22 protein-coding genes and 4 pseudogenes are annotated in these 26,438 nt (G+C 72.6%); 11 read left to right on the forward strand and 15 right to left on the reverse strand.

Translation table 11 applies throughout. The features are described 5' to 3' along the window. Positions 1–212: 212 nt before the first annotated feature. Positions 213–1,049: pseudogene (locus AC060L_RS20540) on the forward strand (DMT family transporter); the annotation flags it as partial. Between the two features lie 265 nt (positions 1,050–1,314). Here AC060L_RS20540 and AC060L_RS20545 read toward each other — a convergent pair. The 3 genes from AC060L_RS20545 to AC060L_RS20555 form a co-directional block, all read right to left on the reverse strand. Beyond that, positions 1,315–2,928 carry a peptide chain release factor 3 gene (locus tag AC060L_RS20545; protein WP_483800273.1) on the reverse strand — a complete coding sequence of 538 codons (1,614 nt, stop codon included), beginning with the start codon at positions 2,926–2,928 and terminating at the stop codon, positions 1,315–1,317. Between the two features lie 50 nt (positions 2,929–2,978). Beyond that, positions 2,979–4,253 carry a TerD family protein gene (locus AC060L_RS20550; RefSeq protein WP_483800274.1) on the reverse strand — a complete coding sequence of 425 codons (1,275 nt, stop codon included), beginning with the start codon at positions 4,251–4,253 and terminating at the stop codon, positions 2,979–2,981. A 75-nt stretch (positions 4,254–4,328) separates the two neighbouring features. After that, positions 4,329–5,750 carry a hypothetical protein gene (locus AC060L_RS20555; protein ID WP_483800275.1) on the reverse strand — a complete coding sequence of 474 codons (1,422 nt, stop codon included), beginning with the start codon at positions 5,748–5,750 and terminating at the stop codon, positions 4,329–4,331. A gap of 397 nt (positions 5,751–6,147) precedes the next feature. Here AC060L_RS20555 and AC060L_RS20560 point away from each other — a divergent pair, with 397 nt between their 5' ends. Next, complete coding sequence (locus tag AC060L_RS20560; RefSeq protein ID WP_483800276.1) at positions 6,148–6,684, forward strand: SsgA family sporulation/cell division regulator; 537 nt, start codon at positions 6,148–6,150, stop codon at positions 6,682–6,684. Positions 6,685–6,689: 5 nt separating this feature from the next. Here AC060L_RS20560 and AC060L_RS20565 read toward each other — a convergent pair whose 3' ends face one another. From AC060L_RS20565 to AC060L_RS20580, 4 genes are all read right to left on the reverse strand, one after another. Further along, positions 6,690–8,222 carry a helix-turn-helix domain-containing protein gene (locus AC060L_RS20565; protein ID WP_483800277.1) on the reverse strand — a complete coding sequence of 511 codons (1,533 nt, stop codon included), beginning with the start codon at positions 8,220–8,222 and terminating at the stop codon, positions 6,690–6,692. A gap of 330 nt (positions 8,223–8,552) precedes the next feature. Then, entirely contained in the window at positions 8,553–9,497 is a 945-nt protein-coding gene (locus AC060L_RS20570) for a carbohydrate kinase family protein (protein ID WP_483800278.1), read from the reverse strand. Between the two features lie 83 nt (positions 9,498–9,580). After that, positions 9,581–10,762: a M56 family metallopeptidase gene (locus AC060L_RS20575; RefSeq protein WP_483800279.1), complete on the reverse strand. Its 1,182-nt coding sequence runs from the start codon at positions 10,760–10,762 to the stop codon at positions 9,581–9,583. Beyond that, positions 10,759–11,163, reverse strand: coding sequence for a BlaI/MecI/CopY family transcriptional regulator (locus AC060L_RS20580; RefSeq protein ID WP_483800280.1), 405 nt, complete (start codon positions 11,161–11,163; stop codon positions 10,759–10,761). Before AC060L_RS20580 ends, AC060L_RS20575 begins: the two co-directional genes overlap by 4 nt. A 96-nt stretch (positions 11,164–11,259) precedes the next feature. On the opposite strand from AC060L_RS20580, the gene AC060L_RS20585 reads away from it, so the two are divergent. From AC060L_RS20585 to AC060L_RS20610, 6 genes and pseudogenes are all read left to right on the forward strand, one after another. Then, entirely contained in the window at positions 11,260–12,057 is a 798-nt protein-coding gene (locus AC060L_RS20585; protein ID WP_483800281.1) for a DedA family protein, read from the forward strand. Continuing rightward, entirely contained in the window at positions 12,057–12,683 is a 627-nt protein-coding gene (locus AC060L_RS20590) for a phosphatase PAP2 family protein (protein WP_483800282.1), read from the forward strand. The genes AC060L_RS20585 and AC060L_RS20590 overlap by 1 nt, the downstream gene beginning before the upstream one ends. A gap of 207 nt (positions 12,684–12,890) precedes the next feature. Beyond that, positions 12,891–13,004 (forward strand): annotated as a pseudogene (locus AC060L_RS20595) (FAD-dependent oxidoreductase); the annotation flags it as partial. A gap of 83 nt (positions 13,005–13,087) precedes the next feature. Next, positions 13,088–13,336 carry a hypothetical protein gene (locus AC060L_RS20600; protein ID WP_483800283.1) on the forward strand — a complete coding sequence of 83 codons (249 nt, stop codon included), beginning with the start codon at positions 13,088–13,090 and terminating at the stop codon, positions 13,334–13,336. A 1-nt stretch (position 13,337) separates the two neighbouring features. Further along, positions 13,338–13,478 (forward strand): annotated as a pseudogene (locus tag AC060L_RS20605) (Clp protease N-terminal domain-containing protein); the annotation flags it as partial. Positions 13,479–13,526: 48 nt separating this feature from the next. Then, positions 13,527–13,889, forward strand: a complete 363-nt coding sequence (locus AC060L_RS20610; RefSeq protein WP_483800309.1) for a Clp protease N-terminal domain-containing protein — start codon at positions 13,527–13,529, stop codon at positions 13,887–13,889. 76 nt (positions 13,890–13,965) lie between these two features. Here AC060L_RS20610 and AC060L_RS20615 read toward each other — a convergent pair whose 3' ends face one another. Continuing rightward, positions 13,966–14,271, reverse strand: coding sequence for a DUF6087 family protein (locus tag AC060L_RS20615; protein ID WP_483800284.1), 306 nt, complete (start codon positions 14,269–14,271; stop codon positions 13,966–13,968). Positions 14,272–14,558: 287 nt separating this feature from the next. On the opposite strand from AC060L_RS20615, the gene hemC reads away from it, so the two are divergent. Beyond that, positions 14,559–15,485 carry a hydroxymethylbilane synthase gene (gene hemC / locus AC060L_RS20620; protein WP_483800285.1) on the forward strand — a complete coding sequence of 309 codons (927 nt, stop codon included), beginning with the start codon at positions 14,559–14,561 and terminating at the stop codon, positions 15,483–15,485. On the opposite strand, the gene AC060L_RS20625 is transcribed toward hemC, so the two are convergent. After that, positions 15,482–16,453 (reverse strand): hypothetical protein, encoded by a 972-nt coding sequence (locus tag AC060L_RS20625; RefSeq protein WP_483800286.1) that lies wholly within the window; start codon positions 16,451–16,453, stop codon positions 15,482–15,484. The genes hemC and AC060L_RS20625 overlap by 4 nt on opposite strands. A gap of 34 nt (positions 16,454–16,487) precedes the next feature. Continuing rightward, a complete protein-coding gene (locus AC060L_RS20630; protein ID WP_483800287.1) occupies positions 16,488–17,012 on the reverse strand; it encodes an ATP-binding protein in 525 nt (174 codons plus the stop codon). Between the two features lie 145 nt (positions 17,013–17,157). Here AC060L_RS20630 and AC060L_RS20635 point away from each other — a divergent pair, with 145 nt between their 5' ends. Continuing rightward, positions 17,158–18,507: an NsdA family TPR-like regulatory protein gene (locus tag AC060L_RS20635; RefSeq protein WP_483800288.1), complete on the forward strand. Its 1,350-nt coding sequence runs from the start codon at positions 17,158–17,160 to the stop codon at positions 18,505–18,507. Between the two features lie 132 nt (positions 18,508–18,639). Here the strand turns inward: AC060L_RS20635 and AC060L_RS20640 are convergent, their stop codons facing one another. The 4 genes from AC060L_RS20640 to AC060L_RS20655 form a co-directional block, all read right to left on the reverse strand. Continuing rightward, positions 18,640–20,622 carry a phosphocholine-specific phospholipase C gene (locus tag AC060L_RS20640; protein WP_483800289.1) on the reverse strand — a complete coding sequence of 661 codons (1,983 nt, stop codon included), beginning with the start codon at positions 20,620–20,622 and terminating at the stop codon, positions 18,640–18,642. A gap of 14 nt (positions 20,623–20,636) precedes the next feature. Beyond that, a complete protein-coding gene (locus tag AC060L_RS20645; protein WP_483800290.1) occupies positions 20,637–22,079 on the reverse strand; it encodes an endonuclease/exonuclease/phosphatase family protein in 1,443 nt (480 codons plus the stop codon). 256 nt (positions 22,080–22,335) lie between these two features. After that, positions 22,336–24,219: an OmpL47-type beta-barrel domain-containing protein gene (locus tag AC060L_RS20650; RefSeq protein ID WP_483800291.1), complete on the reverse strand. Its 1,884-nt coding sequence runs from the start codon at positions 24,217–24,219 to the stop codon at positions 22,336–22,338. 53 nt (positions 24,220–24,272) lie between these two features. After that, positions 24,273–25,061 (reverse strand): MmyB family transcriptional regulator, encoded by a 789-nt coding sequence (locus AC060L_RS20655; RefSeq protein ID WP_483800292.1) that lies wholly within the window; start codon positions 25,059–25,061, stop codon positions 24,273–24,275. Between the two features lie 97 nt (positions 25,062–25,158). Between AC060L_RS20655 and AC060L_RS20660 the strand changes: the two are divergent. Continuing rightward, positions 25,159–26,140 (forward strand): annotated as a pseudogene (locus AC060L_RS20660) (LLM class flavin-dependent oxidoreductase). Here the strand turns inward: AC060L_RS20660 and AC060L_RS20665 are convergent. Beyond that, positions 26,118–26,438 carry a DMT family transporter gene (locus tag AC060L_RS20665; RefSeq protein WP_483800293.1) on the reverse strand — a complete coding sequence of 107 codons (321 nt, stop codon included), beginning with the start codon at positions 26,436–26,438 and terminating at the stop codon, positions 26,118–26,120. The pseudogene AC060L_RS20660 and the gene AC060L_RS20665 overlap by 23 nt on opposite strands.

Genomic DNA, 26,438 nt, shown 5'->3' on the forward strand with positions numbered 1-26,438 from the left:
GAGGGGTTGACCGGGTGTGCCCAGCCGGCCACCCACCCCCAGGTGCCGGGCGGGCCTTGGGGGGCGCGCGGCCGAAGCCCACGGCTCACAGCAGCAACTCCCCGCCCAGGACATGCCGTTCGAGGCAGTTCGGAGTCGTCCGACCTGACCGGGTACTGGCGGGGAAGCGAAATTCGGCGGCACCTGGGCCCGGGGCGGTCGATGATGGATGAATGATCTCCGTCCTGTTCGCAGTCCTGACCGCCGTCAGCAACGGCACCGCGTCCGTGCTGCAGCGCCGTGCCGCCGCGCAGGCACCGGAGCAGGACGCGCTGAAGCTGAGCCTGTTGCGCGACCTGCTCCGGCGTGGCATCTGGCTGGCCGGAATCGGCATGACCGTGGTCGCCGGAGTCTGCCAGGCGGTCGCGCTGGCCACCGGCGCGATCGCGATCGTGCAGCCGATCTTCGTCATCGAGCTGCCGTTCACGCTGCTGCTCGGCGGCCTGCTCATCCACCGCTCGCTGCCGCGCGAGGTCTGGGGCTCGGTGGCCGCGGTGGTGGCCGGCCTGGCGCTGTTCCTGACGGCGGCCGAGCCGCGTGGCGGCCGCGGCGCCGTCACGCCGGGCACCTGGCTGCCGGCGCTGGTCGCGAGCGGCCTCTTCCTGGCGCTGCTGCTCGTGCTGGGCGTGCGGCTGCGGGGTAACGCCCGGGCCGCCGCACTCGGGCTGGCGACCGCGTGCGGCTACGCGCTGACGGCGGCGCTGATGAAGGACGCGATGGCCCGGCTCGACCACGGCGCCGTGGCGCTCTTCACCTGCTGGCAGCTCTACGCGACGGCGGCGGTCGGGGCCGGCTCGCTCTTCGTGCTGCAGAACGCCTTGCAGGCGGGCTCGCTGGTGGCCTCGCAGCCGATGCTCACCATCGGGGACGCGCTGATCAGCACCTGCTACGGCGTCACACTCTTCGCCGAGAGCCTGCGCACCGGCTGGTGGCTGGTGCCGGAGCTGGCGGCGCTCGCGCTGGTCGCGGCCGGCTGCGTCGGGTTGTCCCGCTCCCCGCTGGCGGACGGGCTGGCCGGCTCGGAGTCCGAGTCGCTGATAGTGGCGGGATCCGGCCCGGTGGGCGTGCTGGCGTCCGCACCGGCCGAGCCGATGGTAGAAGCGGTGGGAGAAGCGGTGGGAGAAGCGATGGGAGAGCCGACGGGCGGGCCGGCTGCGGCGGCGGGCGAGGCCGGGCCCGGGACGGTGGTCGGGCAGCTGTGAGAACGGCTGAGCCGGCCGCCCTGGTGGGCAGCCGGCTCAGCCGTGCGGTCGGTCAGACCGTCAGACCGTCGGATCAGTCTGCGGTCGCGATCAGCGGTTCGAGCAGGATGTCCGGCTTCGCGCGCTGGAACGCGCTCAGGTGCCACTTGTCCGCGAAGAGCGCCAGCAGCTTGCCGTCCGAGCGGCGGGTGAGCACCTCGGAGTCGGTCAGGCGGGCCTTGGCGAGCTCGGCGGCGCCGTCCGTGTCGGTCACCCGGGCCAGCTGGTACGAGAGCCGGTCCAGCGTGATCGGCGAGGAGAACTCGTGCTCCATCCGGTGCAGCACGACGTCGAACTGCATCGGGCCGACCGCCGCCATCACCGGGGCCTGGTCACCGCGCCGGTCCGAGACCAGCACCTGGACCACGCCCTCCTCGTCCAGCTGCTCCACACCGCGGCGGAACTGCTTGGAGCGGCTGATGTCCTTCGGGCGGGCGACCGCGAAGTACTCCGGGGCGAACGCGGGCAGCGGCGGGAACTCGCACTTCTTGCCCGTGAAGAGCGTGTCGCCGACCCGCAGCGCGCTCGCGTTGATCAGGCCGACCACGTCGCCGGGGTAGGCGGTGTCCACGACGGTGCGCTCGGCACCGAAGACGGTGGACGCGTACTTGGTCGCGAAGGACCGTCCGGTCGCCGCCCGGGTGACGTTCATGCCGCGCTCGAAGACGCCCGAGCAGACCCGGACGAAGGCGATCCGGTCGCGGTGCGCCGGGTCCATGTTCGCCTGGATCTTGAAGACCAGGCCGGAGAAGCTCTCGCCGACCTCGCGGCTGCCGCCCTTGGCCAGCGGGCGCTCGGCCGGCGCCGGGGCCAGGTCCACCACCGCGTCCAGCAGCAGCTTGACGCCGATGTTGGTCAGCGCGGCGCCGAAGAAGACCGGGCTGATCTTGCCCGCCTCGAACGCTTCCTGGTCGTAGCCGGGGCCGGAGGAGAGCACCAGCTCCAGCTCCAGCTGGGCGTTCTCCCAGAGCTCGCCCTCCTGCTCGGCGGCCTCGGCGGAGCTCAGCCGCTCCTCCAGCGCGATGTGCGTACCGGCCGGCACCTTCGTGTAGCGCAGCATCGTCTCGGGGTCCGAGGCCTGCACCAGACCGCGCAGGTTGCCCGCCACGCCGACCGGCCAGACGGCGGGGACGGGCGTGATGCCGAGGTGGTTCTCGATGTCGTCCAGCAGTGCGAGTGCCTCGCGGCCGCGGCGGTCCCACTTGTTGATGAAGGTGATCACCGGGACGCCGCGGTGCCGGCAGACCGCGAACAGCTTGCGGGTCTGCTCCTCCAGGCCCTTGGCGGAGTCGACCAGCATGATCGCGCAGTCCACGGCGGAGAGCACCCGGTAGGTGTCCTCGGAGAAGTCGGCGTGACCGGGGGTGTCGACCAGGTTCATCACGTGGTCGCGGTAGCCGAACTGGAGCGCCGCCGAGGTCACCGAGATGCCGCGCTCGCGCTCCAGCTCCATCCAGTCGCTGGTGACGCCACGGCGACCGCCCTTGCCGTGCACCGCGCCGGCCGAGTTGATCGCCCGGGCATGCAGGGCCAGCGCCTCGGTGAGCGTGGACTTACCGGCGTCGGGGTGGCTGATGACGGCGAAGGTCCGGCGGCGGCCGGCCTCGTCGAGGACCTGGTGGGTGCTGATCGCGATTTCCTGGCTCATGTCGTGGCGGAGTCTAGTTGGCCGAGCGCCCGAACCGGGAACGGGCCAGCTCAGAGCAGTGCCGCGGACGGCTTGATCATGCCGCGGGCCGTCTTCGCGTCCACGTACTCGCCGAGTGCCGTCATCACCCACTCGCCGCTGTAGTGGCGGACCAGCTTGCACATCACGACGCCGGTGTGCGGCTCGGCATGGGTCAGGTCGAACCGGACCAGCTCCTCGCCGGTGGTCGCGTCCAGCAGCCGGCAGTAGGCGTCCTTCACCTCGGTGAAGCGCTGGCCGGAGAAGGAGTTCACCACGAAGACCAGGCCGCAGACCTCGGCCGGCAGGCCGTCCAGGTGGACGTCGATCGCCTCGTCGTCGCCGCTGCCCTGGCCGGTGAGGTTGTCACCGGTGTGCTGGATCGCGCCGTTGAAGACGTTCAGCTTCATGAACCAGGCGGTCTCCAGGCGTTCGCGCCGGGCGTCGAAGGCGATACAGGAGGCGTCCAGGTCGATGCTGCGGGTGCGCCGGGCGGCCGGTTCCCAGCCGAGCGCCATCCGGACCGAGCTGAGCGCGGGGCGGCCGTTCTTGATCAGCGAGACCGAGCCGCCCTTGACCAGGCTGACCCGGCCCTTGTCGAGGGTGACCAGGCCGCCGGGCGGGGTCGCGCCGGCCGGCGGGGCGACCGGTCGGGGTGGCACCGGCGGGGCGGCTTGGGTGGCCGGGGTGGCCGGGCCGGGCGGGGTGGGCGCTGCGGACGAGGACGCCGGCGTGGTCGGGGCGTAGTCGGGCATCGGGGCGTAGCCGGGCATCGGGGGAGCGGCGGCCGCGGTCCGGCCCGGGTCGTCCACCGAGACGCCGAAGTCGCCGGCGATCCCGGCCAGGCCGTTCGCGTAGCCCTGGCCGACCGCGCGGACCTTCCACTCGGCGCCGCGCCGGTAGATCTCGACCACGATCAGCGCGGTCTCCTGGGAGAGCCGCGGCGGGGTGAAGCTGGCCAGCACCCGGCCGGTGTCGGCGTCGCGCACGGTCGCGGTCGGCTCGGTACCGGCGAAGGTGGCCGTCTCGTCGTCCAGGCTGGCCACCACCAGCACCTTGGCGACGTCGTTCGGCACCGCCCAGGTGTCCACTGTGATCGCGTCCGGTCGGCTGCCGCCGGCCGGGCGGTGCGTGACGCCCGGGCCGTTCGGTGCGTTGAAGAAGACCAGGTCGGCGTCGGTGCGGACCTTGCCGGCCGGGGTGAGCAGCAGGCCGGACACGTCCAGGCGTTGACGGGCTGTCACCTCCACGCTCACCCGGGTGGCGGGGAGCGGGGCGTTGCCGCCCTGGGGCAGGGCCGTGGTCACCAGGTCCTCCTCGGTACGTGGGTGCGGGCGTACGGCGTACGGGCCAGCGTAACCAAGGAGCGATCCGATGACGCGTCAGTTTAGCTGCGGGGTCGGCTCGCCGGTGATCTGGTGGGCCGCGGGGGACGGCAGGACGGGGGCGGGCGACGGCGACGGTGCGGGTGCGGGCGCAGACGTGGCGGCGGGGGTGGCTGCGCCGGCGGACCTGGCCGGGGCCGAGGACCTGGCCGGGGCCGAGGACTTGACCGGGGCCGAGGGCTTGACCGGCGCGGGGGCGCCGAACGAGCCGCGGGCCGCGACCGCGTGCGGGTGGCGCAGCGCGAAGCCGGAGGCGGTCCAGCCGGATTCGGCGTCGGAGTCGGCCGCCGGCCGGCCGGTCGCGCCGGGCCGGGTGTCCTGCACGGTGAACGTGTACGTGCCGACCGGGACGTCCTCGCCGGGCTGCGGGGCGAACCGGTACACCACCGCCGCGTCGTCCTGCTGGAGCGTGACCCGGGCGCCGGGCAGCGTGCTCCAGGCCATCGCGCCGACCGGGCGGTCGGTGCGGGCGAACCGCAGCTCGACCTCGACGGCGGCCAGCGGTTCGGTGACGGTGAGGGTCACGGTGTGCCGGCGGCCGATCCCGGCCTGGCCGGTCAGCGTGCCCTGGCCGCTGAGCAGTTCGGGCTCGCGCCCGGCCGCCGAAGCGCTGCCGGCCGTCGGGGTCGGGGTCTGGTTCGGGGGCGGGGTCGGTGAGGCCGTGTGCGGCGAGGCGGTGGGCCTGGGCGTGCCGGGTCGGCTGCTCACCCCGGTGCTCGTCGCGCCGGCCGTGCCGTTCGCCGCCGTGCCGGCCGCCGCCGTGCCGGTGGTCGGGACCCGGGGCGATGTCGGCCTGCTACCGGGCTGGGTGGGTTGCGCGGGGGGCGTGGCGGACGCGCCGGGCGCCGGGGCGACGTCAGTCGCCGACGGAGACGGGGACGGGACGGGCTGCGCGGCGGTCCCGGACGGCGCGTCGGACGGCGTGCCCGGGGTGCCCGGCGTGGCCGTGGGAGCGACCGGGCCGAAGACCCGCACGCTCCCGGGGAGCGCACCTGCGGCACCTGCGGCACCTGCGGCGCCCGCCGACCCGGACGGTCCGGCCGCGGGCTCGGTGGCGTCCGCGACGGCGCCGGGCGCGGACGCCGGCGGGGTGGCCGGGGCGGAGTGCTGCGGCACGGCGCTCGCCCCGCTGGCCCCGCTCGGCGCGGCTGCGGCGCGGTCCGAGAGCGGTGCGGTGTCCGGCGTCGGCGTGGGGTCGGTCGGCTCGGGCGGCGTGGCACCGACGGTGGACATCCGCACGCCGCTGCCGACCCGTTGCTGCGCGCTGACCAGCCAGGTGGTGGCGATGCTGATGCCGACCACGGTGGACATCGCCATGGCGGCGCCGGAGACCTTGATCGCGGGTAGCCGCAGATGGCCGCCGAGCGGCTTGGGCCGGCTGTGCCGGCCGTGCGGAAGCGTCTCCTCCCGATGTGCCACCGGCCCCCCTTCCCTGTGCCACGACTGATCAGTCGGGTCAGTCGGGCATGAGAGTACCAGCGCGACGCCGCTGCGTGACCGCCCGTATCGTACGCCCGGCAACCGGTAGGACAACGAGGAGACTACGGATCAATAACGCGGACGGGTCACCTGGGAAACGAAGTTGACGTACCGTCGGACGATCGGACGTCGAACCCGGTGTCGAGCCGAAGGGTGCCCGATCGGGCGATCGATCGGGCGAGCGGGCCGGCGAACGGGCGAGCGGGCCGGTGATCGGGCCGGTGGCCTGGGCCCGGCCGCATGGTTGCCCGGCATGTGCAACCCTCTGCAACCTTTGCGGCCCCCGGCAGCGGCGGAGCAGGCTGGCACGGTCCCGTCTCGCACCGGAGAATCAGCCATGCCGCGCGATCCACTGTCTGCCCGTACCGGAGCGGCCGCCCGCACCGGCGCCCCGCACGCCCCGCACCCGGCCCTGCCGACCATGCCCGGCACCGGGCCGCAGCTCCCGCTGCGCCATGCGGTCCCGGTGGAGGACGTGCTGACCCTGCGCATCGCCCTCGGCCGGGACAAGGTCGGCACCGTCCCGACCCGGTTCCGCTACGAGCCCGACCGACCGTACGAGGTACTGGTCACCTTCCACCTGGGCCGGCCCGACGAGGTCGACTGGGTCTTCTCCCGTGAGCTGCTCCGGGACGGCCTGCGCGGCCTCACTGGCCACGGGGACGTCCGGCTCTGGCCCGCGCACTGCCCCTGCCACGGCGCGACGCTGCACCTGGCGCTGGAGTCGCCGTACGGCAGCGCGCTGCTGGAGGCCTCGGCGTCCCGCGTCCAGGAGTGGCTGGATCGCACCTACACCGAGGTGCCCGAGGGCACCGAACCGGACTGCGCGCCGACCGACGAGCAGCTTTCGGAGTTCCTGTTCGGCGACTACTGAGCGGACTACTGAGCGGACTGCTGCGCCGCTGTCTGTGGCGGCTTGGTGTCCGCGTGCTGGGCACCCGTGGGCAGGGCGGCGGACGGCTGGGCGTCCGGTGAGGCATCGGCCGACCGGGCCCGGCGCCGTCCGGAGCGGCGGGCGGGCGGTTCGGGCGCGGGCTGTGGTCTGGACGGGACGGCCTGCGGCGGGGCGGGCGGCGGGCCCGCGACCCTGCAGCCCGGCAGCAGCACCGAGTCGCTGTCCAGCAGCGCGCGCAGCCGCCGGATCCCGGGCGCGGAGGAGGCGGCCAGCAGCTGGTACGGATCGGCCGGGCGGACCACCTCGACCTGCACGCTCTCCGCGAACCGGTAGGGCCGGTGCTCCAGCAGCCCGCCCAGGTAGCGGCGCAGCCGGGACAGCTCGGCCCGCACGGTGACGGTCCGGGTCGGGTCGCCGAACAGGCCCTCGGCCAGCTCGGCCGCCGTCCGGCCGGCCTGATGGGTCGCCAGCAGCAGGAGCAGCTCGGCGTGCCGCGGGCTCAGCGCGTGCGACCAGCTGCCGGCCCCGCCGCGCACCGAGAGCTCGGGGTGGTCGCCACGGCTCAGGTCGAGCACCAGCCGGGCCCCGGCGGACTGCTCGGAGACGGCCTGCGGCGAGCCGGAGAGCGGGCGGACCAGCCAGCCGTCCGCGATCGGCTCGACCACGCACTCGCCGAGCGAGGGCAGCCAGTGCACCGAGGTCGAGCCCCAGCCGTCGGCGGGCAGTCGCAGCCGGCTGACCGGCGGCAGACCGGCGGTGGCGGCCGTCCAGCCGTCCCGGTCGACCACCAGCGCGGGGCCCAGCGACTGGGCGAGCAGCGGTGCGGCCACCGTGCGCAGCCGGTGCAGCGACTCCAGCTGGGCGGCCCGCAGTTCGGTTTCGGCCAGCCGCGCGGCGGTGACCGCGAGCGCGAGCAGCTGCGGGTGGACGCCGCGGGCCGGGCCGCTCAGGTCCACCACGCCGGCCACCCGGCCGGTGCGCGGGTCGCGGACCGGGGCGCCGACGCAGGTCCAGGCGTGCTGATTGCGCACGTAGTGCTCGGCGGCCTGCACCCGCAGCGGGCGCCCGGTGCGGGCGACCGTGCCGATGCCGTTGGTGCCGACCGCCTCCTCGCCCCAGAAGCCGCCGGTCATGAAGCCGATCATGTCGCCGCTGCGGCGCAGCTGGCGCGGCCCCTCGTGCCAGAGCAGCGCGCCCTGCGAGTCGGCGACCGCGAGGATCAGCGGCAGGTCGGCGACCGGGTCGAGCAGCGTGCTGCGCAGCGTGGGCATCACCGCGTCCAGGCCGCTGGCGCGGCGGCGGTGTTCGACCTCGGCGGTGCTCATGTGCTCGGGGTCGCGGCCGCGTTCGGGGTCCAGGCCGATCCGGCGCAGCCGCTCCCAGGAGTCGCCGATCTCGGGTCGCGGCGCCTGGCGCGGGACCTGTCCGGTGAGGACCTGCTCGTGGGTTCTGGCCAGCTCGGCCGGGCCCTGGACGGCGACCGCCTCGGTCCGGCCCAGGTGTGCGGTCTCCCGCATGGTGGCTCCCCTCGCCGCGTCTTTGGTCCCGGTCGGCCGGGGCAGGGCATGGCGGCCCTGTCGTCCACAGCGTACGGGTGTGGCGGGCCGCTCGGTCGAGCGATCCTCGCACGAGCAGCGGGGGTTGACGCCTTCCTGACAGGAACTGACTTTTCTTCGGTGACTCCCGGACGACTCTTCGGTGAGTCCGCGGCGGCTGGGCGGGGGCGCGTCGGGGGCTTGCTGAGGGCGCGTCGGGGGCTTGTCGCCGGCTCGTCCATGGCTCTCGCGGGCGGGCCGGCGGCGCTCGGGTGGCGTCCCGGTGGCGTCCCGGTGGTGCTCGGGACGGCCTCAGCCGGTCGGCAGCGGCTGCGTCAACTGCGCTGCCCAGGGCGGGTTCGCACCGGGAACGGCGCAGGTCAGCGCTGCCACCCGAGCTGCGAACCGGCAGGCCTCGGCGACCTGGTCGAGGGTCAGCCCGGTCAGCCGGCCGCCGAGCGCGGCCGCGCCGGCGAACCGGTGGAGCAGTCCGGCGGTGAACGCGTCGCCGGCGCCGACCGTGTCGATGACACGAGTACGAACGGCTTCGACGGTGACCCGCTCGCCGTTCAGCGAGGCGAGCGCGCCGTGCTCGCCGAGGGTCAGCACGACCAGTGGGACGCCGAGTTCGTGCCACTCGTCGCACGCGGCCTCGGCGGATTCGCCCGGCTTGAGCAGCGCGAGGTCGTCGGCGGAGAGGCGCAGGATGTCCGCGAGGGCGCACCAGCGCGCGAACCGCTCGCGATAACGCTCGGGCGCGACCAGCAGCGGCCGCAGGTTCGGGTCGATCGAGACGGTGGCGTGCGCTCCGGCGCGGGCGAGGAACTCCTCCACCGCCGTTCCGCCGGGGGCGCGCACCAGGGCGAGCGAGCCGGTGTGCACGGCCTGGGTGCCGGTGAGGTCGAGGCCGGCGAGCTCGGCGGGCTGCCATTGGAAATCGGCGGTTCCTTCGGCGTGGAACGAGTAGGCGGCCTGTCCGTCGGGGGCCAGCTCGGCGATCGCCAGCGTGCTCGGCTCGGCGGCGGCCACGCAGTCGGCCAGGTCCACGCCGGAGGCGGCCAGCCGCTCGCGGAAGAGCCGGCCGAACGGGTCGGTGGCGAACCTGCCCAGGAACCGGGTCGGGGTGCCGAGCCGGGCCAGCGCGGTCGCGGTGTTGGCCGGGCCACCGCCCGGGTGCACGCGCAGCGCGAGTTCCCCGGGCGGTCCGGCCGCGGTGAAGGCGTCGGCGACGTTCTCGCCGAGCACGGTGACGGTCACGGGTCCCCCGAGGTTCGTCCGGAGCGGTCAGTGCTGATCGGCAGTGGTGCTGTGGCCAGTCTGACTTGGCCGGTGCTGATCGGTCAGTGCTGGTGGCCGGCGTCGGCCTGCGCCCGCTCGACCGCGTGGTGCAGGTCGGTGGTGGCATCCACGGTAGCGGCGGTGCTGACCGCGAGGCAGGCCGCCAGCGCGAACGCGGCGATCGTCCGGCGGCGTCGGCCGGGAGCGTGCTGCGGGCGGCGGCTGGTGCTGCTGGTGCGGATGCTTCCCGTGGTGCCGGCGTGGCGAGCGGTGGCGGCGCTGCCGTCGCCGGGGGCGCCCGCAGGGCCCGCCGCGGTCGTGGGCCCGGGCCCGGCGAGGTCGGCGGCGAGCAGCGCGGCGACCCGGCGCGGGACCGGTCCGGCCACGGCGGCGGGGGCGAGCGAGGGGCGGCGGCTCCGGCCCGGGGTGCGGGCGGCGGCGAGCGCGGCGCGCCCGACCGCGCGGGCGGTCACCGCGCGGTCGCCGACCGAGTGCGCGGCGACCTCGTCGGCCCACCGCTCCAGGTGGAAGCCGAGCGGCGCGCGCAGCAGGCGCAGCGCCGGGTGCAGCACGGCCGCGTACTCGCCGGCGGCCAGGAAGAGATGGTGCCGGGCGGTCAGATGCGCCCGCTCGTGCGCGAGCAGTGCGGCCCGTTCGGGCGCCGGCAGCGCGCGCAGCATGCCGCTGGTGACCACGATCCGGCCCGGCCGGCCGGGCAGCGCGAACGCGTCGGCACGGTCGTCGTCCAGCACCGCGAGCGGGTGGCCGTCCGGGGCGAGCCAGGCGTGCAGGTCCCGCAGGCGGCGGATCCGGGCGAGCTCGCGCAGCCGGGGCAGCAGCGGGCGCTGCGCGGCGTCGGCATCGCCCTCGGCGGTGGCGGGGTCACCCAGGGCGGCGCGGGCCCGGCGCAGGTCGTCGTACTGCCGGTACGCCGTGCGCAGGGTCAGTCCGCCGACCGCGAGCAGGGCGATCGCCGCCAGCGTGGCGAACACCACGATGGTCGGCGCGGCGCCGTGGCTCAGCCAGGGCAGCGAGAGGTGGGCGAGCGCGGCGATCGCCGGGATCCGCAGCAGGCCGGCCAGCACCAGCACGCCGAGCGAGGCGGTGCTGGCGCCGGCCAGCAGCACGCAGCTCACGCCGAGCGTCCAGGCGGCCGCCCGTGGCGGCAGCGCGTCGGCCAGCCGCCGGGCGGCGGGGGCGGCGACCAGCGGGATCAGGAACGGGGCCCAGACGGAGAGGATCACGTAGCGGCCCCCGGCATGCCGTCACCGGCGCCACTGCCGTCGCCGAGCAGCTCGCGCAGCAGGCGCTCGTCGTCGTCCGAGAGGTCCGAGACGAACCGGGCCAGCACGGTGGAACGGTCCTGCTCGCGGTCCAGCTCGGTGCGCATCCGGCGGGCGGCCAGACCGGCCGGATCCTGGACGGTCGGCGTGTACGCGTACGCCCGGCCGGCCCGGGTGCGGCCGACCGTGCCCTTGTCGTGCAGCCGGGCCAGGATCGTCGCGATCGTGGTGCGGGCCAGCTCGCCGCCCAGCGCCAGCTGGACGTCCTGCGGGGTGAGCGGCCGGTCGGCGGCCCAGAGGGTGGCCAGTACCTGGGCTTCGAGCTCCCCCGAGGGGCGGCGCGCGGCGGGCAGCTCCGGCATGTCGCGTGGTCCTCCAGTCATCGTCTACAGTCATGTAGACCGTCTACGTCACTGTAGACGGTTGGGGCGTGTTCCGCAGGGGCCGCCGCCATAAGTATGAGAGGTCCGCCAACCTTGACATCTGCCTCCTCCCTGGCCGGCTTGCTGGCGCAGCCCGCAGCCCTGGCGCAGCACGCGCTCGCGGTGAACGTGCTCGACGCCTCCTCGCTGCTCGCCGCGTTCGGCGCGCTCGGGATCGCCGTGGTGCTCTTCGCCGAGACCGGCTTGCTGGTCGGCTTCTTCCTGCCCGGCGACTCGCTGCTCTTCACCGCGGGCCTGCTCTGCGTCTCCGGTACGCACAGTGGCCCGCACCTGGTGCTCTGGCAGGTGCTGCTGGCGGCGCTGGTCGGCGCGTTGGCCGGCGCCCAGGTCGGTTATCTGATCGGTCAGCGCGGCGGGAGCGCGCTGCTGCGCCGGACGAAGCGCAAGAGCCTGCTGCAGGGCGCCGATCGGGCCGAGGAACTGCTGACGAAGTACGGCCACGGCAAGGCGATCGTGCTCGCCCGGTTCATCCCGGTGGTGCGCACCGTGCTCAACCCGCTGGCCGGCGCGCTGGCGGTGCCGGTGCGGACCTTCACCCTCTGGCAGGTGGTCGGCGGCACGATCTGGTCGATCGGCGTGGTGCTGGCCGGGTACGCGCTCGGCTCCTCGGTGCCCAATATTGACAAATATCTGCTACCGATCATCGGTCTGGTAGTAGTTGTCTCCGTGATTCCGATTGCTCTCGAATTGTTCCGCGCCCGCAAGGCCGCCCGTGCCGCCGGCGCCTCCGGTTCCGGCACCGAGGACGATCCGCGCACCCGCAGCGGTGTCGGCTCCGACTCCGATGACGCGCGTCGCGGCGGTGGCGCCTGATGGTCAACGAACTCCTCGCGTACGACGGCAGCAGCATCGACGGCGGCCTGTACACCACCATCACGGGCTGGGCGAACCAGGCGCCGCACTGGCTGGACCAGCTCATCAAGACCTGGTCCGACTTCGGCCTCGGCCTCTTCGCGCTGCTGATGATCTGGGGCTGGTGGCAGGCCCGCGGCGCCGACTCGACCGTGATGGCCAGGGTGCTCGCCTCGCCGCTGATCGTGGTGGTCGCGTACGTCGCGAACTCGGTGCTGAAGAGCCTGGTCACCGAGGTGCGGCCCTGCCAGCAGCTGCCGACCACGGTGACCGTGGAGACCTGCCCGGCTCCCGGTGACTGGTCGTTCCCCAGCAACCACTCGGTGATCGCCTTCGCGGCAGCCGCGGCACTGGTGTTCGCCTTCCGCCGGATCGGGTGGATCGCGATGGTCGCCGCGGCGCTGATGGCGGCCTCCCGGGTCTGGATCGGCGTGCACTACCCGCACGACGTGGTGGTCGGCGCGCTGGTCGGTCTGCTGGTCGGGATCCCGCTGGCGCTCGCCGCCGGGCGGGCCGCACCGCTGGTGGACCGGTTGCGCGGTGGGGCACTCGCCCCCGTGCTCGGCGCCGGGTCGTCGATGGCCTGACCGGCTGAGCCTTCAGGGCGATCGATCCGACGTTGTGCGTCGGATCGATCGCCCTTTCTGCTGTCACCCTGCTGTCGCCCGCGGCCGCCAGAGTTGTCCAGTTGGCCCCCATCAAATGGCCTGTTGTCTGTACAACTTGGCGATTGTTGGCCCGATGGTTGCCGTTTCGACACCATCGCGGCACCTGCGCCGACCAGCCTGGTCCGCATGCGAGTCGTAGTCGTTGGGGCAGGCGTTCTCGGCACGATGCACGCCTGGCAGGCCGTCGAGCGCGGTCATGAAGTGGTCCACCTGGAGCGCGAGAGCGAGGCGCGTGGCGCCCCCACTTGCATCTCACGAAGAGCCCCGCGGTGCTGTCAGGATTCCTTGACAGCTCCCATGCCTGTCAGGATAACCTGACAGGCATGGGAGCTTCGGAAGAATCCGTGGCAGCCGATCTGGTTGGCCAGGTCACCAGCAAGGATCCGGCGGTCGGGCTCGGCGCGGTCGTCGCGCTGCGCCGGCTGCTGGACGAGTTGGAACGCCTGCACGTCGACAGCGCTCGGGACCAGGGCTGGACCTGGCAGAGCATCGCGACGACCTTGCAGGTGAGCAGGCAGTCGGTGCACGAGAAGCACGGGATCAGGCGCAAGGCCACAGGCAAGGAGACCTGACGTGTTCCAGTTTTTTACCGACCGCGCCAAGCGGTCCATCGTCGCGGCCCAGGACGAGGCGCTCTCGCTCGGCCATGACTTCATCGGCACCGAGCACCTGCTGCTCGGGCTGGTCGGCACGGCCGACAGCAGTGCGGGCGTGGTGCTGGCCGGGCAGGGCGTCGAGGTCGGGCGCGCCCGCGAGGTGACCGTGCGTCTGCTGACCGAGGCGGGCGTCCCCGCGACGGGCGGTGAGCCGGCACGTGCCGCGCTCTCCTCGCTCGGCATCGACGTCACCGAGATCCAGCGCCGCGCCGACGCCAACTTCGGCCCGGGCGCGTTCCGGTTCCCGCAGCCGGCGTACACCCCGCACGCGAAGAAAGCCCTCGAGCAGACGATCAATGAGGCCCGCGCCCTCGGGCAGGAGAGCTTCGGCACGGAGCACATGCTGCTCGCGCTCCTGGCCGTCGGCACCAGCGACACCGAGGTCGCCGCCACCGACGTGCTCACGGCCCTGGACGTCGACCTGACGGCCGTCGAGTCGGCCGTACGCGCCCGCATCGCCGACGCGTAGCGCAGAGGTGTGGGTAGGGGCGGGTGCCGACGCCGGTGCCCGCCCCTACCCATGTCTCACGAAGTGCCTACCGCCCTCAGCTCTTGCGGTGCCGGCCGTTTCCCCTGCGCAGAAGCGCGACCGGGGTGTCATCCTGCGGCGGGACCAACTCCTCGCCCCTGCGCATGATCAGCGAGTACGCCTCCGCATAGCTGTCGGTCACGGCGAGAGGCCGCCAGGCGTGGCCGTCCCACTCCACCACCAGACGCGGCGCGTCCTCGAACAGAGCACCCCGCCGGACATCCGGTGCCAAGCTCAGCGCGTCCCGGGTCCCCGGCGGCCGGTGGCAACCGGCCCGCGCGGCGTACCAGTCGGAGACGGTCTCGTCGTCGGGTTCGAGCACGGCTGATCCTCTCGGATGGCGTTGCTCCGAGGCTATCGGCCGGAGTTGTGCGGTGGGGCCACTGACACTTCCGGCGGCGCGTCCCTCCGATTGTCCGTTCCGGGCCGCCCTGATGCTGGCTTGCCTCCGGGCTGCAGCGCATAGGGAACAGCACCGAATCAGCGGGATCCTGCCCGGTCGGCGGCATTTCGATCTCCATTAGTGATTCCGACATACCGTCGGAAAAAGGTCTGGCTATGTTCGAGTAGCATGCGGTCAACATCTGCTCAGCTGCTTGGAGTTGGGGAATGCGGACGCTGATTGTCGGATCGCGGGCCAGTCACCTCGCGCGGGCGCAGGTCAGGGAGTTCCTGGCGCCGCTGCGGGAGCTCTTCCCCGACGTCGAGTTCTGCCACCAGGTGATCCTTGAAGGCGGTGACCGGGATCGGAAGACGGCTCTTGCGCAGGTGTCGGCCAGCTCGGGCGGCAGCGCTTTCTCCACCGAGCAGGAAGCTGCGCTGGTGCGGGGCGAAGTGGATGTGATCGTCCACTCGCTGAAAGACCTGCCGACCAGCAACCCGCCCGGCCTGGTGCTGCTGCCCCCGCCCGGTCGCGAGGACGTGCGGGACGCACTGTGCGGCTCGACGCTGGCCGGCCTGCCGCAGGGCGGCCGGGTCGGCACGTCGGCGGTCCGGCGGATCGCTCAGCTGCTGCACGTCCGCCCGGACCTGGCGTTCGTGCCGATCCGTGGAAATGTGCCGCCCCGGCTGAACAAGCTCAAGACGATGAACCTGGATGGCGTCGTACTGGCGGCCGCCGGGCTGGTGCGGCTCGGCCTGGACGACGCGATCAGCGAGCTGCTGCCGCTCGACCTGTTTCCCCCGAGCCCCGGCCAGGGGGCGCTGGGGATCCAGATCCGCGAGGACAACGAGCCGGCCCGCGAGATCCTGGCCGGCACCGGGGACGCGGTGGTGGACGCGGAGGTGCGGGCCGAGCGGGCGATGCTCGGCGAGCTGCACGGCGGGTGCTCGGTGCCGATCGGCGCGTACGCGAGGGCCACCGGCGAGACGCTGTCGCTGCACGCGCAGGTCACCTCCCTGAACGGGATGAGGCAGGTCGAGGCTCGCCTCTCCGGCCCCGTCTCGGAGCCGGAGAAGCTGGGCGTGCAGGTGGCCGGCCTTCTCCTGGACCAGGGCGCCGAGGCGATCCTGGCGGAGATTCGCCCGGCCGCTTAGCCGATCAGCAGCCGGGCGAGGTCGCCGGCGGCATAGGTGATGATCCGGTCGGCGCCAGCGCGCTTGAGCATCGTGAACAGCTCCAGCAGCGGCCGGAAGTCCCGCCGCCCAATGCCCGGGTCGAGCGGGGCGAGACGGGTGTACTCGCCGGAGACAGAGAACGGCATCAGCGGCACCGCCGTCTTCTGCCTGAGGCTGGCGAGCACATCCACCGAGAACATCCCCGGCTCCAGCAGCAGCATGTCCGCCCCTTCGCCGATGAAGGCCAGGCCGCTGTCCACCGCGGTCTCCGGCTGGCGTGGGCTGATCTGGAACGGCCGGTGGGCGCCAGAGGCGGGGGTGGCCCGCATGGTGGCCCGGTAACCCTCGTAGAGGGCGGAGTCGAAGATCAGGTGCGGCATGGTCGCCACGTCGCCATGACCTTGTTCGTCCAGGGCCTGGCGCACGCCGGCCGTGGTGCCCCGGATCATCGCGGCCGGTCCCACGATGTCGGTGCCGGCCTCGGCCTGGACGACTGCCTGGGCGGCGATCACCGCCGCCGTCCGATCCAGGTCGATCCGGCCGCCACTGATCAGGTGGCAATCGCCGGTGTCGGTGTGACCGCACAGGCAGTTCTCGGTCATCACCGCAATGCCCGGCTCGGCCTCCTTGGCGGCGTGGATGGCCCGCACCATCAGGCTGTCCGGCGCGACGGCCCCGGAGGCCTCGGCGTCACGTTGCAGGCTGTTGGCGAACACCTTCACCGAGCGGATACCCAGGGCCGCGAGGTCGCGCACCGTCTGGGGGATCTCGGCCACCGTGACGGTCGGCATCGGCCGGTCGGCGTCCTCGCCGTCCTCGCGGACCAGCAGGACCATCGACAGGTCGGCCGCCGTCAGCGAAGGGCCCTCCAAGAAGCTGCGGACGGCGGCCCGGCCGTGCAGCCGGGTGGCATCCGTGATCACTGTGCCGAGCTGGGTGGTGGTCATGTCGTCCTCTCGATCGTGGCTGCGTGCGCGTGAATCAGCGGGCGCCGGAGGCGGCCAGAGCAGGCGGGTGTATCGGTGGGCGCCGCCGGCCGGATAGGCGGCGGACCACCGCGCGGGCCGCCCGGCGGGGGTGGACGAGGAGCCGGCGGCGGGTGAGCGGCTGCTCAGGCAGGGCGACCTCGGCCCGGACCTTCTTGCCCCACGCGGTGTGCTCGGCCCCGTGGGCGAGGGCCAAGCGCTCGACCAGGAACATTCCCCGGCCGGTCTCCGCGTCCGGGCCCGAGACCTGGTGGCGTGGCATGACCTGTGAGCCGTCGTAGACCTCGATGATCACGCGCCGCAGGTCGAGGTTGGCGTGCACCCCGACGGTGAGCATCGCTCCGGTGGTGTGCCGCACCGCGTTGGTGACGAGTTCCGAGATCACGGTGTCCAGGGCCAGGCTGCTGTCGTTGTCCGTGCGGACCTCCCACTGTCTGATCAGTCGATCGAGCCGCTGGCGGCTGATGGGAACGGAGACGGGGTCGCGGACCAGGAAGAAGCTGCTGCTGCACACGCGCATGTCGAAGGAGCCCTTCGGGGTGTCAGGCGGGAGCTGGGAGCTTGGATGTGCGGTACGGAGGGAGGGCCTCATCTCGCCTGGCCGCCCCCTTGGCTGGTACACAGTCAACTACCTCCCGTAGTCGCACCGGTGGTGCCAGCAGGGGGTGCATTTCTCGCGCGGGGGCCGCTTTGGGGGGCCAGGATCGGGCACCAGTCAGTCAAAGGCTTGGGGGACGGGCATGATGGCACCAGAAGGCATCGGCACCCTGCTGAGGCGGATCCGAGAGGCGGCCACGCTCACCCGCGACGAGCAGGCCCTGCTCTTACAGGAGGCTCAAGGCGGCACGTGGTTCGACCCGGAGAACCTGAAGCGCTGGGAGACCGAGCGGCGTCTGCCGACTCCGAGGTGGCACCGGTTGCTGGCCGACGGGTACGGGCTCTCGGTGGCGGAGGTTGCCCGAGCGGTGGCCGCCTCGCGGCGCTGGCGCAGGCTCCACCAGCAGCCGGTCGAAGACGAAGGAGAGGAGGGTACGGCGGTGAATCGACGGCAGTTTCTCGGCGCGGCGGCACTGGCGACTGGGGTCGCCTCGCTGCCAGGCATCGCGGAGGCGCGGGAGGGGATCGACGCCGGACTGTCCGGCTCCGACGCCGGCGATCTCGCCTACCTCGACGGGGCGTTCGAGCGTCACCGCGGCGGCTATCGCGGCCGAGCTCCGGGAGTCGTGCTCGCCCAGATGCGCCAAGATCTCGACCTGCTACAGGACGTCCTCAGCCGCCCGCACCCCGCAGGCACCCGCACTGACCTGGCCCGAACGGCGGCCGGGATTACCGGACTTGTCGCGATCATTCAGCACGACCGGGGCGACCAGCGCGACTCCCACGGTTGGTTCGCCACCGCTGAGAAGGCTGCTCGCGAATCCGGCGACCGGCACATGCTGGCCTGGGCCCTGGCGCGGCACGCGATGGTCCCGCTGAACTACGGCGCCCCGAACGCCGCCGCGAACCTGGCCATCAGCGCCCGCCGGGAGGCTGGCCGGACCCCGACCGCTGCCGCAGCCCTGGCCGCCGCCGTCACCGCACGGGCCCTCGCCTCGACCGGCGACCACCGAGGGGCCCTTCGCGCGGTCGCCGACGCCCGTAACATCGCCGAACACCTCAACACCGTGCAGGCAGCCGATACCTGGTTCGGCTACCCGCTGCAGAAGCACCACGTCCACCTGTCGCAGGCGTTCACGCTGATGGGCCGCACACGCGAGGCGAACGCCGAACAGGAAGCAGCCTTCGCCCTCACCAGGTCGCCGTCCGTCATGACCCGGGCCTTGCTGACCATGGACGCCGCGACCTGTCTGAGCTTGGACGGTGACCCGGCGGCCGCCGCTGACATGGCCGTCGGGGTCTGGCAGCAACTGCCTGCCGCGTACCGGGACGGGCTCGTCCGGTCCCGCGCCGAGGCCCTGCACCGAACCCTCGCCGGCCCGGCTCACACAAGGCTTGGCGAAGCACTTGCCATCTGAAGCCAACCGCATGGTGAGAGGCCGGGGCCGCTGCTTCTCACGGCTACCCGGCTACGCCGATGGGTAGCCAGTTCCTGACGTGTGGGTGGGGGCGGGCGCCATCGGCGTCCGCCCCCACTCGTAGCTTCTCGGTCAGTCCTTGTGGTGGACCGTGCCTGCGTAGCGGCGGGTGAAGCGGGTGCCGGTGCCGGCGGTGATCACCACGTCGTAGCGGCCGTCGTCGTCGAGGGGCCACTGGAGGTCGACGGTGCGGCCGCCGTCCACCCAGATGGTCTGGGGTGAGCCGGCGAAGTCGTTCGGGGTGAGTGAGTAACTCAGGAGGCCGGAGCCGAAGTTGGACAGGCTGAGGTGGACCGAGTGGCGGTCGTGCAGCTGGGCGGTCACGCGTGGGACGGCGACGTCCTGCTGGTCGGCGTGGGTGATGCTGCCGGCGAAGCGGGTGACGAAGCCGTCGGCGCCGTGCACGGTGAAGTCGTACCGGCCGTCGGTCGTGCTCGCGTCCCAGGTGTACGTGCGGCTCGCGCCGGGGGTGACCGTGAAGGGGGTGCCCGCGAAGGGCTGCGCGATGTTGGGGTAGACCGTGAAGTGGTAGCCGACCGTGCCGGAGTTGGTCAGGGTGCAGGTGACCAGGCCGGTCTTGCGGTCCACCGTGGCGTCCGCCCACGGGCGGTACGGCAGGGGGCGGTGGGGGCGGGAGCCGCGCTCCTGGGCCGGCAGTGCCTGGGTGCCGGGCGCCGGCAGGGCGACCGGGGGCAGCGAGGCGGCGGCGTCCGCCTTCGCCATCAGGGCGTTGGTGTCCGGCAGCTTCGGGATCGAGTAGTCCGGCTTGGTGAAGTCGAAGCAGCTGGTCAGGTCGCCGCAGACGGTGCGGCGCCACTGCGAGATGTTCGGCTCCTGCACGCCGGTCACCTGCTCCAGCAGGCGCAGCACCGAAGTGTGGTCGAAGACCTGCGAGTTGACCCAACCGCCGCGCGACCAGGGGGAGGCCACCCAGAGCGGCACCCGGTTGCCCAGGCCGATCGCCCGGCCCTGGGCGAACTCCTCCGGCGTGCCCGGCTCGGGGGTCGGCGGGATCACGTGGTCGAAGTAGCCGTCGTTCTCGTCGTACATGACCAGGAAGACGGTGTGCTTCCAGACGTCCGGGTTCGACATCAGCGACTGGAGCGCCGAGTTGACCCACCAGGCGCCGTAGTCCGGGCTGGCGTTGGGGTGTTCGCAGAACAGGTACGGCGCGACCATCCAGGAGACGGTGGGCAGCGTGCCGTCCTTGCAGTGCTGGTCGAACGCGGTCAGGTCGAACTTGGTCATCGCGTTGATGTAACGCGGGTCCGTGGTGGGGAAGTTGTGGAACTGCTTGAAGTACGAGAGGGCGTTGTCGTCGTAGTCGCCGGTGCGCTCGTCCTCGCTCGGGTTGTGGTAGACGCGCCAGGTGATCTTGGCGGCCTCCAGGCGCTCGGCGTACGTCGTCCAGTCGGCGACCGGGTTCTGCGTCACCGGCGTGTTGTCGATCCACGGCCCGGTCGTACCGTCCTTGCCCGGTCCGGAGGTTCCGGTCCACAGGTAGAGCCGGTTCGGGTCGGTCGGGCCGGCCAGCGAGCAGTGGTAGGCGTCGCAGATCGTGAACGCGTCGGCCAGCGCGTACTGGTAGGGGATGTCCTCGCGGGTGAAGTAGCCCATGGTGCGCTCGCCCTTGGCGGCCACCCACTTGTCCATCGAGCCGTTGTTGATCGCCTGGTGGCTGGTCGCCCAGTCGTGCGCCAGGCCGGCCGCGTTCTGTGCGTTGTACTTCGTGGTGTCCATCCGGTACGGCAGCATCGCGCCGCCGTCGCTGCGGCCGGCGTCCGGCTGGCGGAAGACCGAGTCGCCGTTCGGGAAGCGCAGCGCCTGCTTGTCCTCGAAGCCGCGCACGCCGTTCAGCGAGCCGAAGTAGTGGTCGAAGCTGCGGTTCTCCTGCATCAGGATCACCACGTGCTTGACGTCGGTGATGTCGTGCCTGGGCTTGTCGTTCTTCGACGTGTCGTCGGCCGCCCGGGCGGCGGTGGGCAGGCCGACGACGGTGGCGGCGCCGGCCGCGGCGGCGGCGCCCAGGACGGTACGGCGGTTCAGATCAGTCATCGGTACGGTCCTGTTCAGAGCGCGAAGGAGGCGACGGCGGCAGCGGTGTCGGAGGGCCACTCGTTGGCGGCCGTGTTCGGCTCGGCGGCCGGCCAGCCGGTGGCGATCACGTGCGCCTCGCGTACGCAGACGTCGTGGCCGGAGGAGAACACGTAGTCGATCCGGTCCTGCGGCTCGGGCTTGGTGCCGCGCTGCTTGCGGGTCGGCGACCAGGTGGTCGCGGGAACGGCGACCGGGTCGGCGTGCTGCTCGCGCAGGCTGTCGGTGAAGCCGGCGGCCTGGAACGCCTTGGTCACCGGCCAGTCGAGCTGGACGCCGCGGGCCGCGGGGGTCCAGTCCAGGTGCGAGGGCGAGGACAGCTCGGCGGCCACGATCACCCGCGGCTGGGTGTCATGTTGGGCGCCCTGCTGGGTCTCCTGCTTGATCGCGGCGAGCAGTGCCTGCGCCTGCTGGTAGCGGGTGGAGGCGGTCTCGGACGCGATGATCTGCGCGGCGCTCTGCCCGTCCTGGAACGCGTAGGGGCCGTAGGAGTTCTCGTCCAGGTGGGCGGCCCACAGTCGCACGCTCGTGCCGTTCGGCAGCTGCACGCTCACGCCGGCGGCCGGCAGCGTGGCGGTGACGGGCGTGACGGCGGTGAGCGGGTAGCGGCTCAGCACGCCGACGCTGCCCGCGCTCTGGTAGGCGAACCAGCCGAGCGCGTCCGCCAGTTGCTGCGCGTTGTGGCCGGCGGTCTCCTGCAGGGCGACCACGTCCCAGCCCTGGGTGAGGACCACCCGCAGCTGCTTCTCGAGCGCGTCGGTGGTGTGGCTGCCGCCGTCCCAGAGGTTCCAGCTGGCGACCTTGAGCTGCTGGTCCTTCTTCGGGTCGGTCACCGGTATCTGCACGGTGACGGTGTCGGTCGCGCCGGTGCTGTCCTTGACCCCGACCGTGATGACCGCCGGGTACGGCAGCGGCCGGCCGGGCGCGGTGCCGGTGACCGTGCCGTCCGCGCCGACCGAGAGCCAGGAGTCCCCGCTGATCCGGCGGTAGCTCGCCGTCCCCGCCGGGTTGCCCTGCGGCCGGACCCAGAGCCCGCCGAGCTTGACGGTGACGGCCGCGCCGGGGGCGACGGCGGTCGCGGTCAGCGCGTCCACCGCGCAGTGCGGCGCGATCACGGCCGGCTTGGCCCGGAAGCTGAACGGCGCGGTCTGCGCGAGGATCCCGTAGCCGTCCTTGGCGAGCAGGTACGCCGTGTACGGTCCGCCGGTCAGTGCGGAGGTGTCGAGCGTGACGGTGCCGGAGGCGTCCGGCGTGTACTTCCAGACCAGCGAGGAGCCGGTGCCGGGCTGCCGGGTGCCGTCGTAGATGCCGACCCAGTTCTTGGCGTCGGGTGCGTCGGTGCTCCAGGCGAAGGTGAGCTTGTCACCTTCGGAGGGGGCGGCGGGTGAGCTCAGCGTGAGGGAACTGCCTGTTGTCACGGTGGTCCTGTTCGTGCTGCGCGAGGGGTGGGCCGAGGGCCGCCCCGGGAGGCCCGGGGCTGCAGGGAGTTGGCTGGACAACTCTGCCCGTATTCACCACAGACACGACAGACGTGACGTGAACGGAAGATGACGGATCGTCGGAAATCGGCCGAATTCGGCTGGGGGCTGTCCTCAGGGGCCCGGCGAGCACGGAAACGGGCCGGGCGGGAGCGAGGAAATCCTCGCTCCCACCCGGCCCCGTGTGTTGCGGTTACTACGGCTTCTGCGGGTGGTGGTGGTCCGAATCGCAGTCGATCCGGAACGTCAGCACCTCGGCGTGCTCCTGGTTCTGTGCGTGGTCGATCGAGTGGTACAGCAGCTTGTGCTCGCCGTCGCCGCTCACCACGAACGGCCCGGTGTACGTCGTCCAGCCCGCATCGTCGAGGTTGTACTCGGTGAGGGCCACGCCGGAGTCGTCGTCGGTCGCGGTCAGCGTGACCGTGACGTCCGAGCGGAAGACGCCGTGCCGACCTTCGCGCGGGTCGGTGGTCGCCGTGGTGACCGGGGGCGTGGTGTCCAGCGGGAGGTCCAGGGCCTCATCCGCCGGCGTCATCTCGTTCTCCGGAGTCGGCGGCGGGACGCCGGCCGAGGTGCTGCGGCCGATCGAGCCGACCCGCAGCAGGAGGTTGCTCCAGTCGTCGGCCCCGCTGAGCGTCGTGAATCGCTGGTCGTTGTTGACGTCGAAGCTGACGGGTGTGGTGCTGATCTTCCCGTCGCAGTTCCAGTCGACCTGGCCGTCCTTCGCCGGCACGGTGACGAAGTCGCCGCCGCCGGTCGTCTTCGGGCAGAAGTGCCTGACGTCGTAGGTGCCGCTGCTGGGCGGGTACTGGCGCTCGTCCAGGGCGTTCTCGTCCAGCGAGGTGTTCTGGCGGGAGTAGTCGAGGAGGCCGGTGCTGGTCCCGGAGGTCAGGCCCATCTGGTAGAGGTAGTTCATCACGCTGAAGTACTGCGGCTTGTTGTTGACCCCGTCGGTCCCGCCGTGGTCCAGGCCCAGGTTGTGGCCGAGCTCGTGCATGAACGTCCCGGCCTGCTCGGCGACGGTGCCGACCTTGTCCGTGAAGCTGCCCAGGCTGACGATGAGGTCGCTGCCGGGGATGGGGGCGATGCCACTGGAGGTGGAACCGGGCTGCAGGTTGTGCGCCGAGATCGCGTAGTGGAAGATCGGCCCCCGCCCGCTGGTGGTGAAGCCGCCCGCCTCCGTCTTCAGCGTGTTGAAGGCGTTCCACTGGTAGTTGTTGCCCACGGCCGTCCCGAGGTTGGTCGTCTCGGTCAGCTGCCTCGCCCGGCTCAGCGTTCCCCACGTCGTGTTGGTGGTGAAGTTGAGGATGCTGCTCGGCCCTGCGTCGACGTGCAGGTTGATGCCCTTGGTGGTTTTTGCGTTCCGCTGGTACGGCGCGTTCGCGAAGGCGGTGACCACCTGCTTGATCGCCGCAGGGAGCAGCGCGTGGGTGTGGGTCGCGTCGGCCATCCAGTCGACCTGGACGAAGATGTCGGCCTTGCTGACGCTGGCGCCCATGCCGGGCAGGTCGATGAACTTGCGGCCGGGCGCGTCCGTCGGGAAGGCGTTACCGGTGGCCGGGTCGATGTAGATGCCGTTCGTCTTCCAGCTGTCGGGGATCCCGTCGCAGGTCGTCGAGTTGCAGTCGAAGGTGTAGTGGACGGTCGCGTTCGTGCCGGTGCCGCCGGTGTGGCTGATCACGTAGCCGGCGGGCGCGCTCTCGGTGAAGGTGTTGTCGCCGACCAGCGGGGCGTTCCAGCCGATCTGGACCAGGCCGGTGTCCCGGGAGATGTTGTAGCTGAAATTCCCCACGTTGCCGCGGGTGTCGGTGCACGCCATCAGGGTCCAGCTGATCGTGGCACCGGCCGGGATCTGCTGCGGCACCTGGATCGGGCAGCCGCTGTAGCTGGTGCCGTTGACCGTCAGGCTGCGGTCGCTGCTGTTGGTGAACTCCACCGTCAGGTTGGTGCCGGTCCGGCGTGCGGCGGAGGCCGGTGTGGCGGAGGCGGTGAAGGTGAGCAGCGCGAGGACCAGTACGCACAGCACCGCGATCGGGCTGGGGCGCAGCCGGCCGGAGCCGGGCCGCTGTTCTGTATGCATGAGGTCACGCTAGGTGACGATCCGGGTGTGAACGGCTACGACCCGTCGCGCTGTCACTCTCCTGGCCGCCCTCCAGCACGGCTGACCCGGCCGCTCAGCAGCTCGGCCGTGGCCTGGTCCGCCGGGAGGAAGGCCTCCAGGCGCAGCTCGGAGAGCGCCACCTCGGTCGCCGTCGCGAAGGTGGTGACGGTGGTGATCAGCCTCAGTTCGCCGCGCGACGTCCGCAGCCGGAGGGGGACGGCGAAGCCCAGTGGGCTCTCGCCGGCCTCCTCCCCGGGGACGTACGGTGCGAGTTCGGCGGCCAGCTCGGCGAGCCGGCTGCCCGGGTCGCGCTCGGCGGCGCGGTGCAGGCCGTGCAGCACGTGGCGGCCCCAGGCGGGCAGGTTGGCGATCCGGGCGGCGAGTCCGTGCGGGTGCAGGGCCAGCCGGTAGACGTTGAGCGGTGGTTGCAGCAGTTCGTCGGCCGCGCCCTCGGTCAGCAGCCCGAAGGCGGTGTTGGCTGCGACCAGGTCGCCGAACCGGTCCACCACCACGGCCGGGTATGGCAGATGGCCGTGCAGTACGGCCTCCAGCGCCTCGCGGACGGCCGACAGCTCGGGTGCGTCCAGCGGGCGCTCGGCGTAGACGGGGGCGTAACCGGCCGTCAGCAGAAGGCTGTTGCGCTCGCGCAGCGGCAGCTCCAGCGACTCGGCGAGCCGGACCACCATCAAGCGGCCCGGCAGTGAGCGTCCGGTCTCCATGAAGCTCAGGTGCCGTTGGGTGGTGCCGGCCCGCAGCGCCAACTCCAGCTGGCTGAGCCGGCGTCGGGCCCGGTGCTCGCGCAGTTCCCGTGCGAAGTCCATCGCCCCTTTGTACGGGGCGCACAAGGGAATCGCCATTCCCGGCAGGGAATTGGCTCCGTGCGCCGGGTGCCGCAGGCTGCTGGGCATGAACCAGGAGATGCGAGTTGGAATCGTCCTTCCCACCGGAGTCGCCCAGTGGGGTGACCGGTTGGACCTGCCCGAGCTGCTCCGCTTCGCCGTCAGCGCGGAGGAGTTCGGCTATGCCGACGTCTGGGTCGGCGACACGCTGCTGCGCGGGGTGGCCGATCCGCTGACCACGCTCGCCGCCGTCGCGGCCAGGACCGAGCGGATCGGCATCGGCACCGCCGCGCTGCTGCCGGCGTTCCGCCGTCCGGTGCAGGCGGCCCGCGAGCTGGCCACGCTCGACCTGATCAGCGGCGGCCGGCTGACGGTGACCGTCGGGGCCGGCTTCCCCGGCCGCTCGGAGCGCGAGTACGCCGCGAGCGAGCTGCCCTGGGCCCGGCGGTTCGCCCGGCTCGACGACACGGTCGCGCTCTGGCGCCAGCTCTGGCGGGCCGACGGGCCGTCCGGTTTCCACGGCGAGGTGCTGCACCTGGAGGACATCCCCGAGCAGCTGGCCCCGCACCGCCCGGGCGGCCCGCCGATCTGGCTCGGCGGCTTCACACCGCGCGCTGGAGCGGACCGGCACGCGCTACGACGGCTGGCTGCCGTACCCGCCGAAGGCCGCCGACTACGCGAGCGGCCTCGCCGCGATCCGCCGGGCTGCCGGAGAAGCCGGCCGGCCGGACGACGCCGTCACGCCGGCGCTCTTCGCGACGGTGCTGGTCACCGACGCGCCGGACGGCGGCCGGGCGGAGCTGGACGCGTACTGCCGGGCGAGCTACCAGCTGCCGCTCGACGTCGTCGAGACCATCCAGCTGCTGGTGGCCGGAACGGCGGAGCAGGTGCGCGCCGGCCTCGGCGCGCACCTGGCGGCGGGTGCCCGCCGGCTGCTGATCCGCCCGGTCGGGCTGAGCGCCGGGGCCCAGCGCGAGCAACTGGCCCGGATCGCCGAGCTGGTGCCGCAGCTCTCGCAGAGCCAGCTGCCCGTGTTGCTCAGTGCGAGGAGCGCAGGTTGAGCAGGACGACACCCACGATGATCAGCGCGATCCCGGCCAGCTGCGGCTTGCCGAGCTCCTCGCCGAACGCGACCACCCCGATCGCCGCCACCGCCGCCGTGCCGGCGCCCGACCAGACGGCGTAGGCCACCGACACCGGTATCTGCTTCAGCGCCTGGCCGAGCAGCACGAAGGAGAGCACGTAGCCGATCCCGACACCCACGCTCGGCCACAGCTTGCTGAAACCGTCGGTGAGCTTGAGGCAGCTGGTGGCGCAGACCTCACTGAGGATCGCGAAGGCGAGCAGCAAATATGGCAT

This window comes from Kitasatospora sp. NEAU-69, assembly GCF_057158765.1.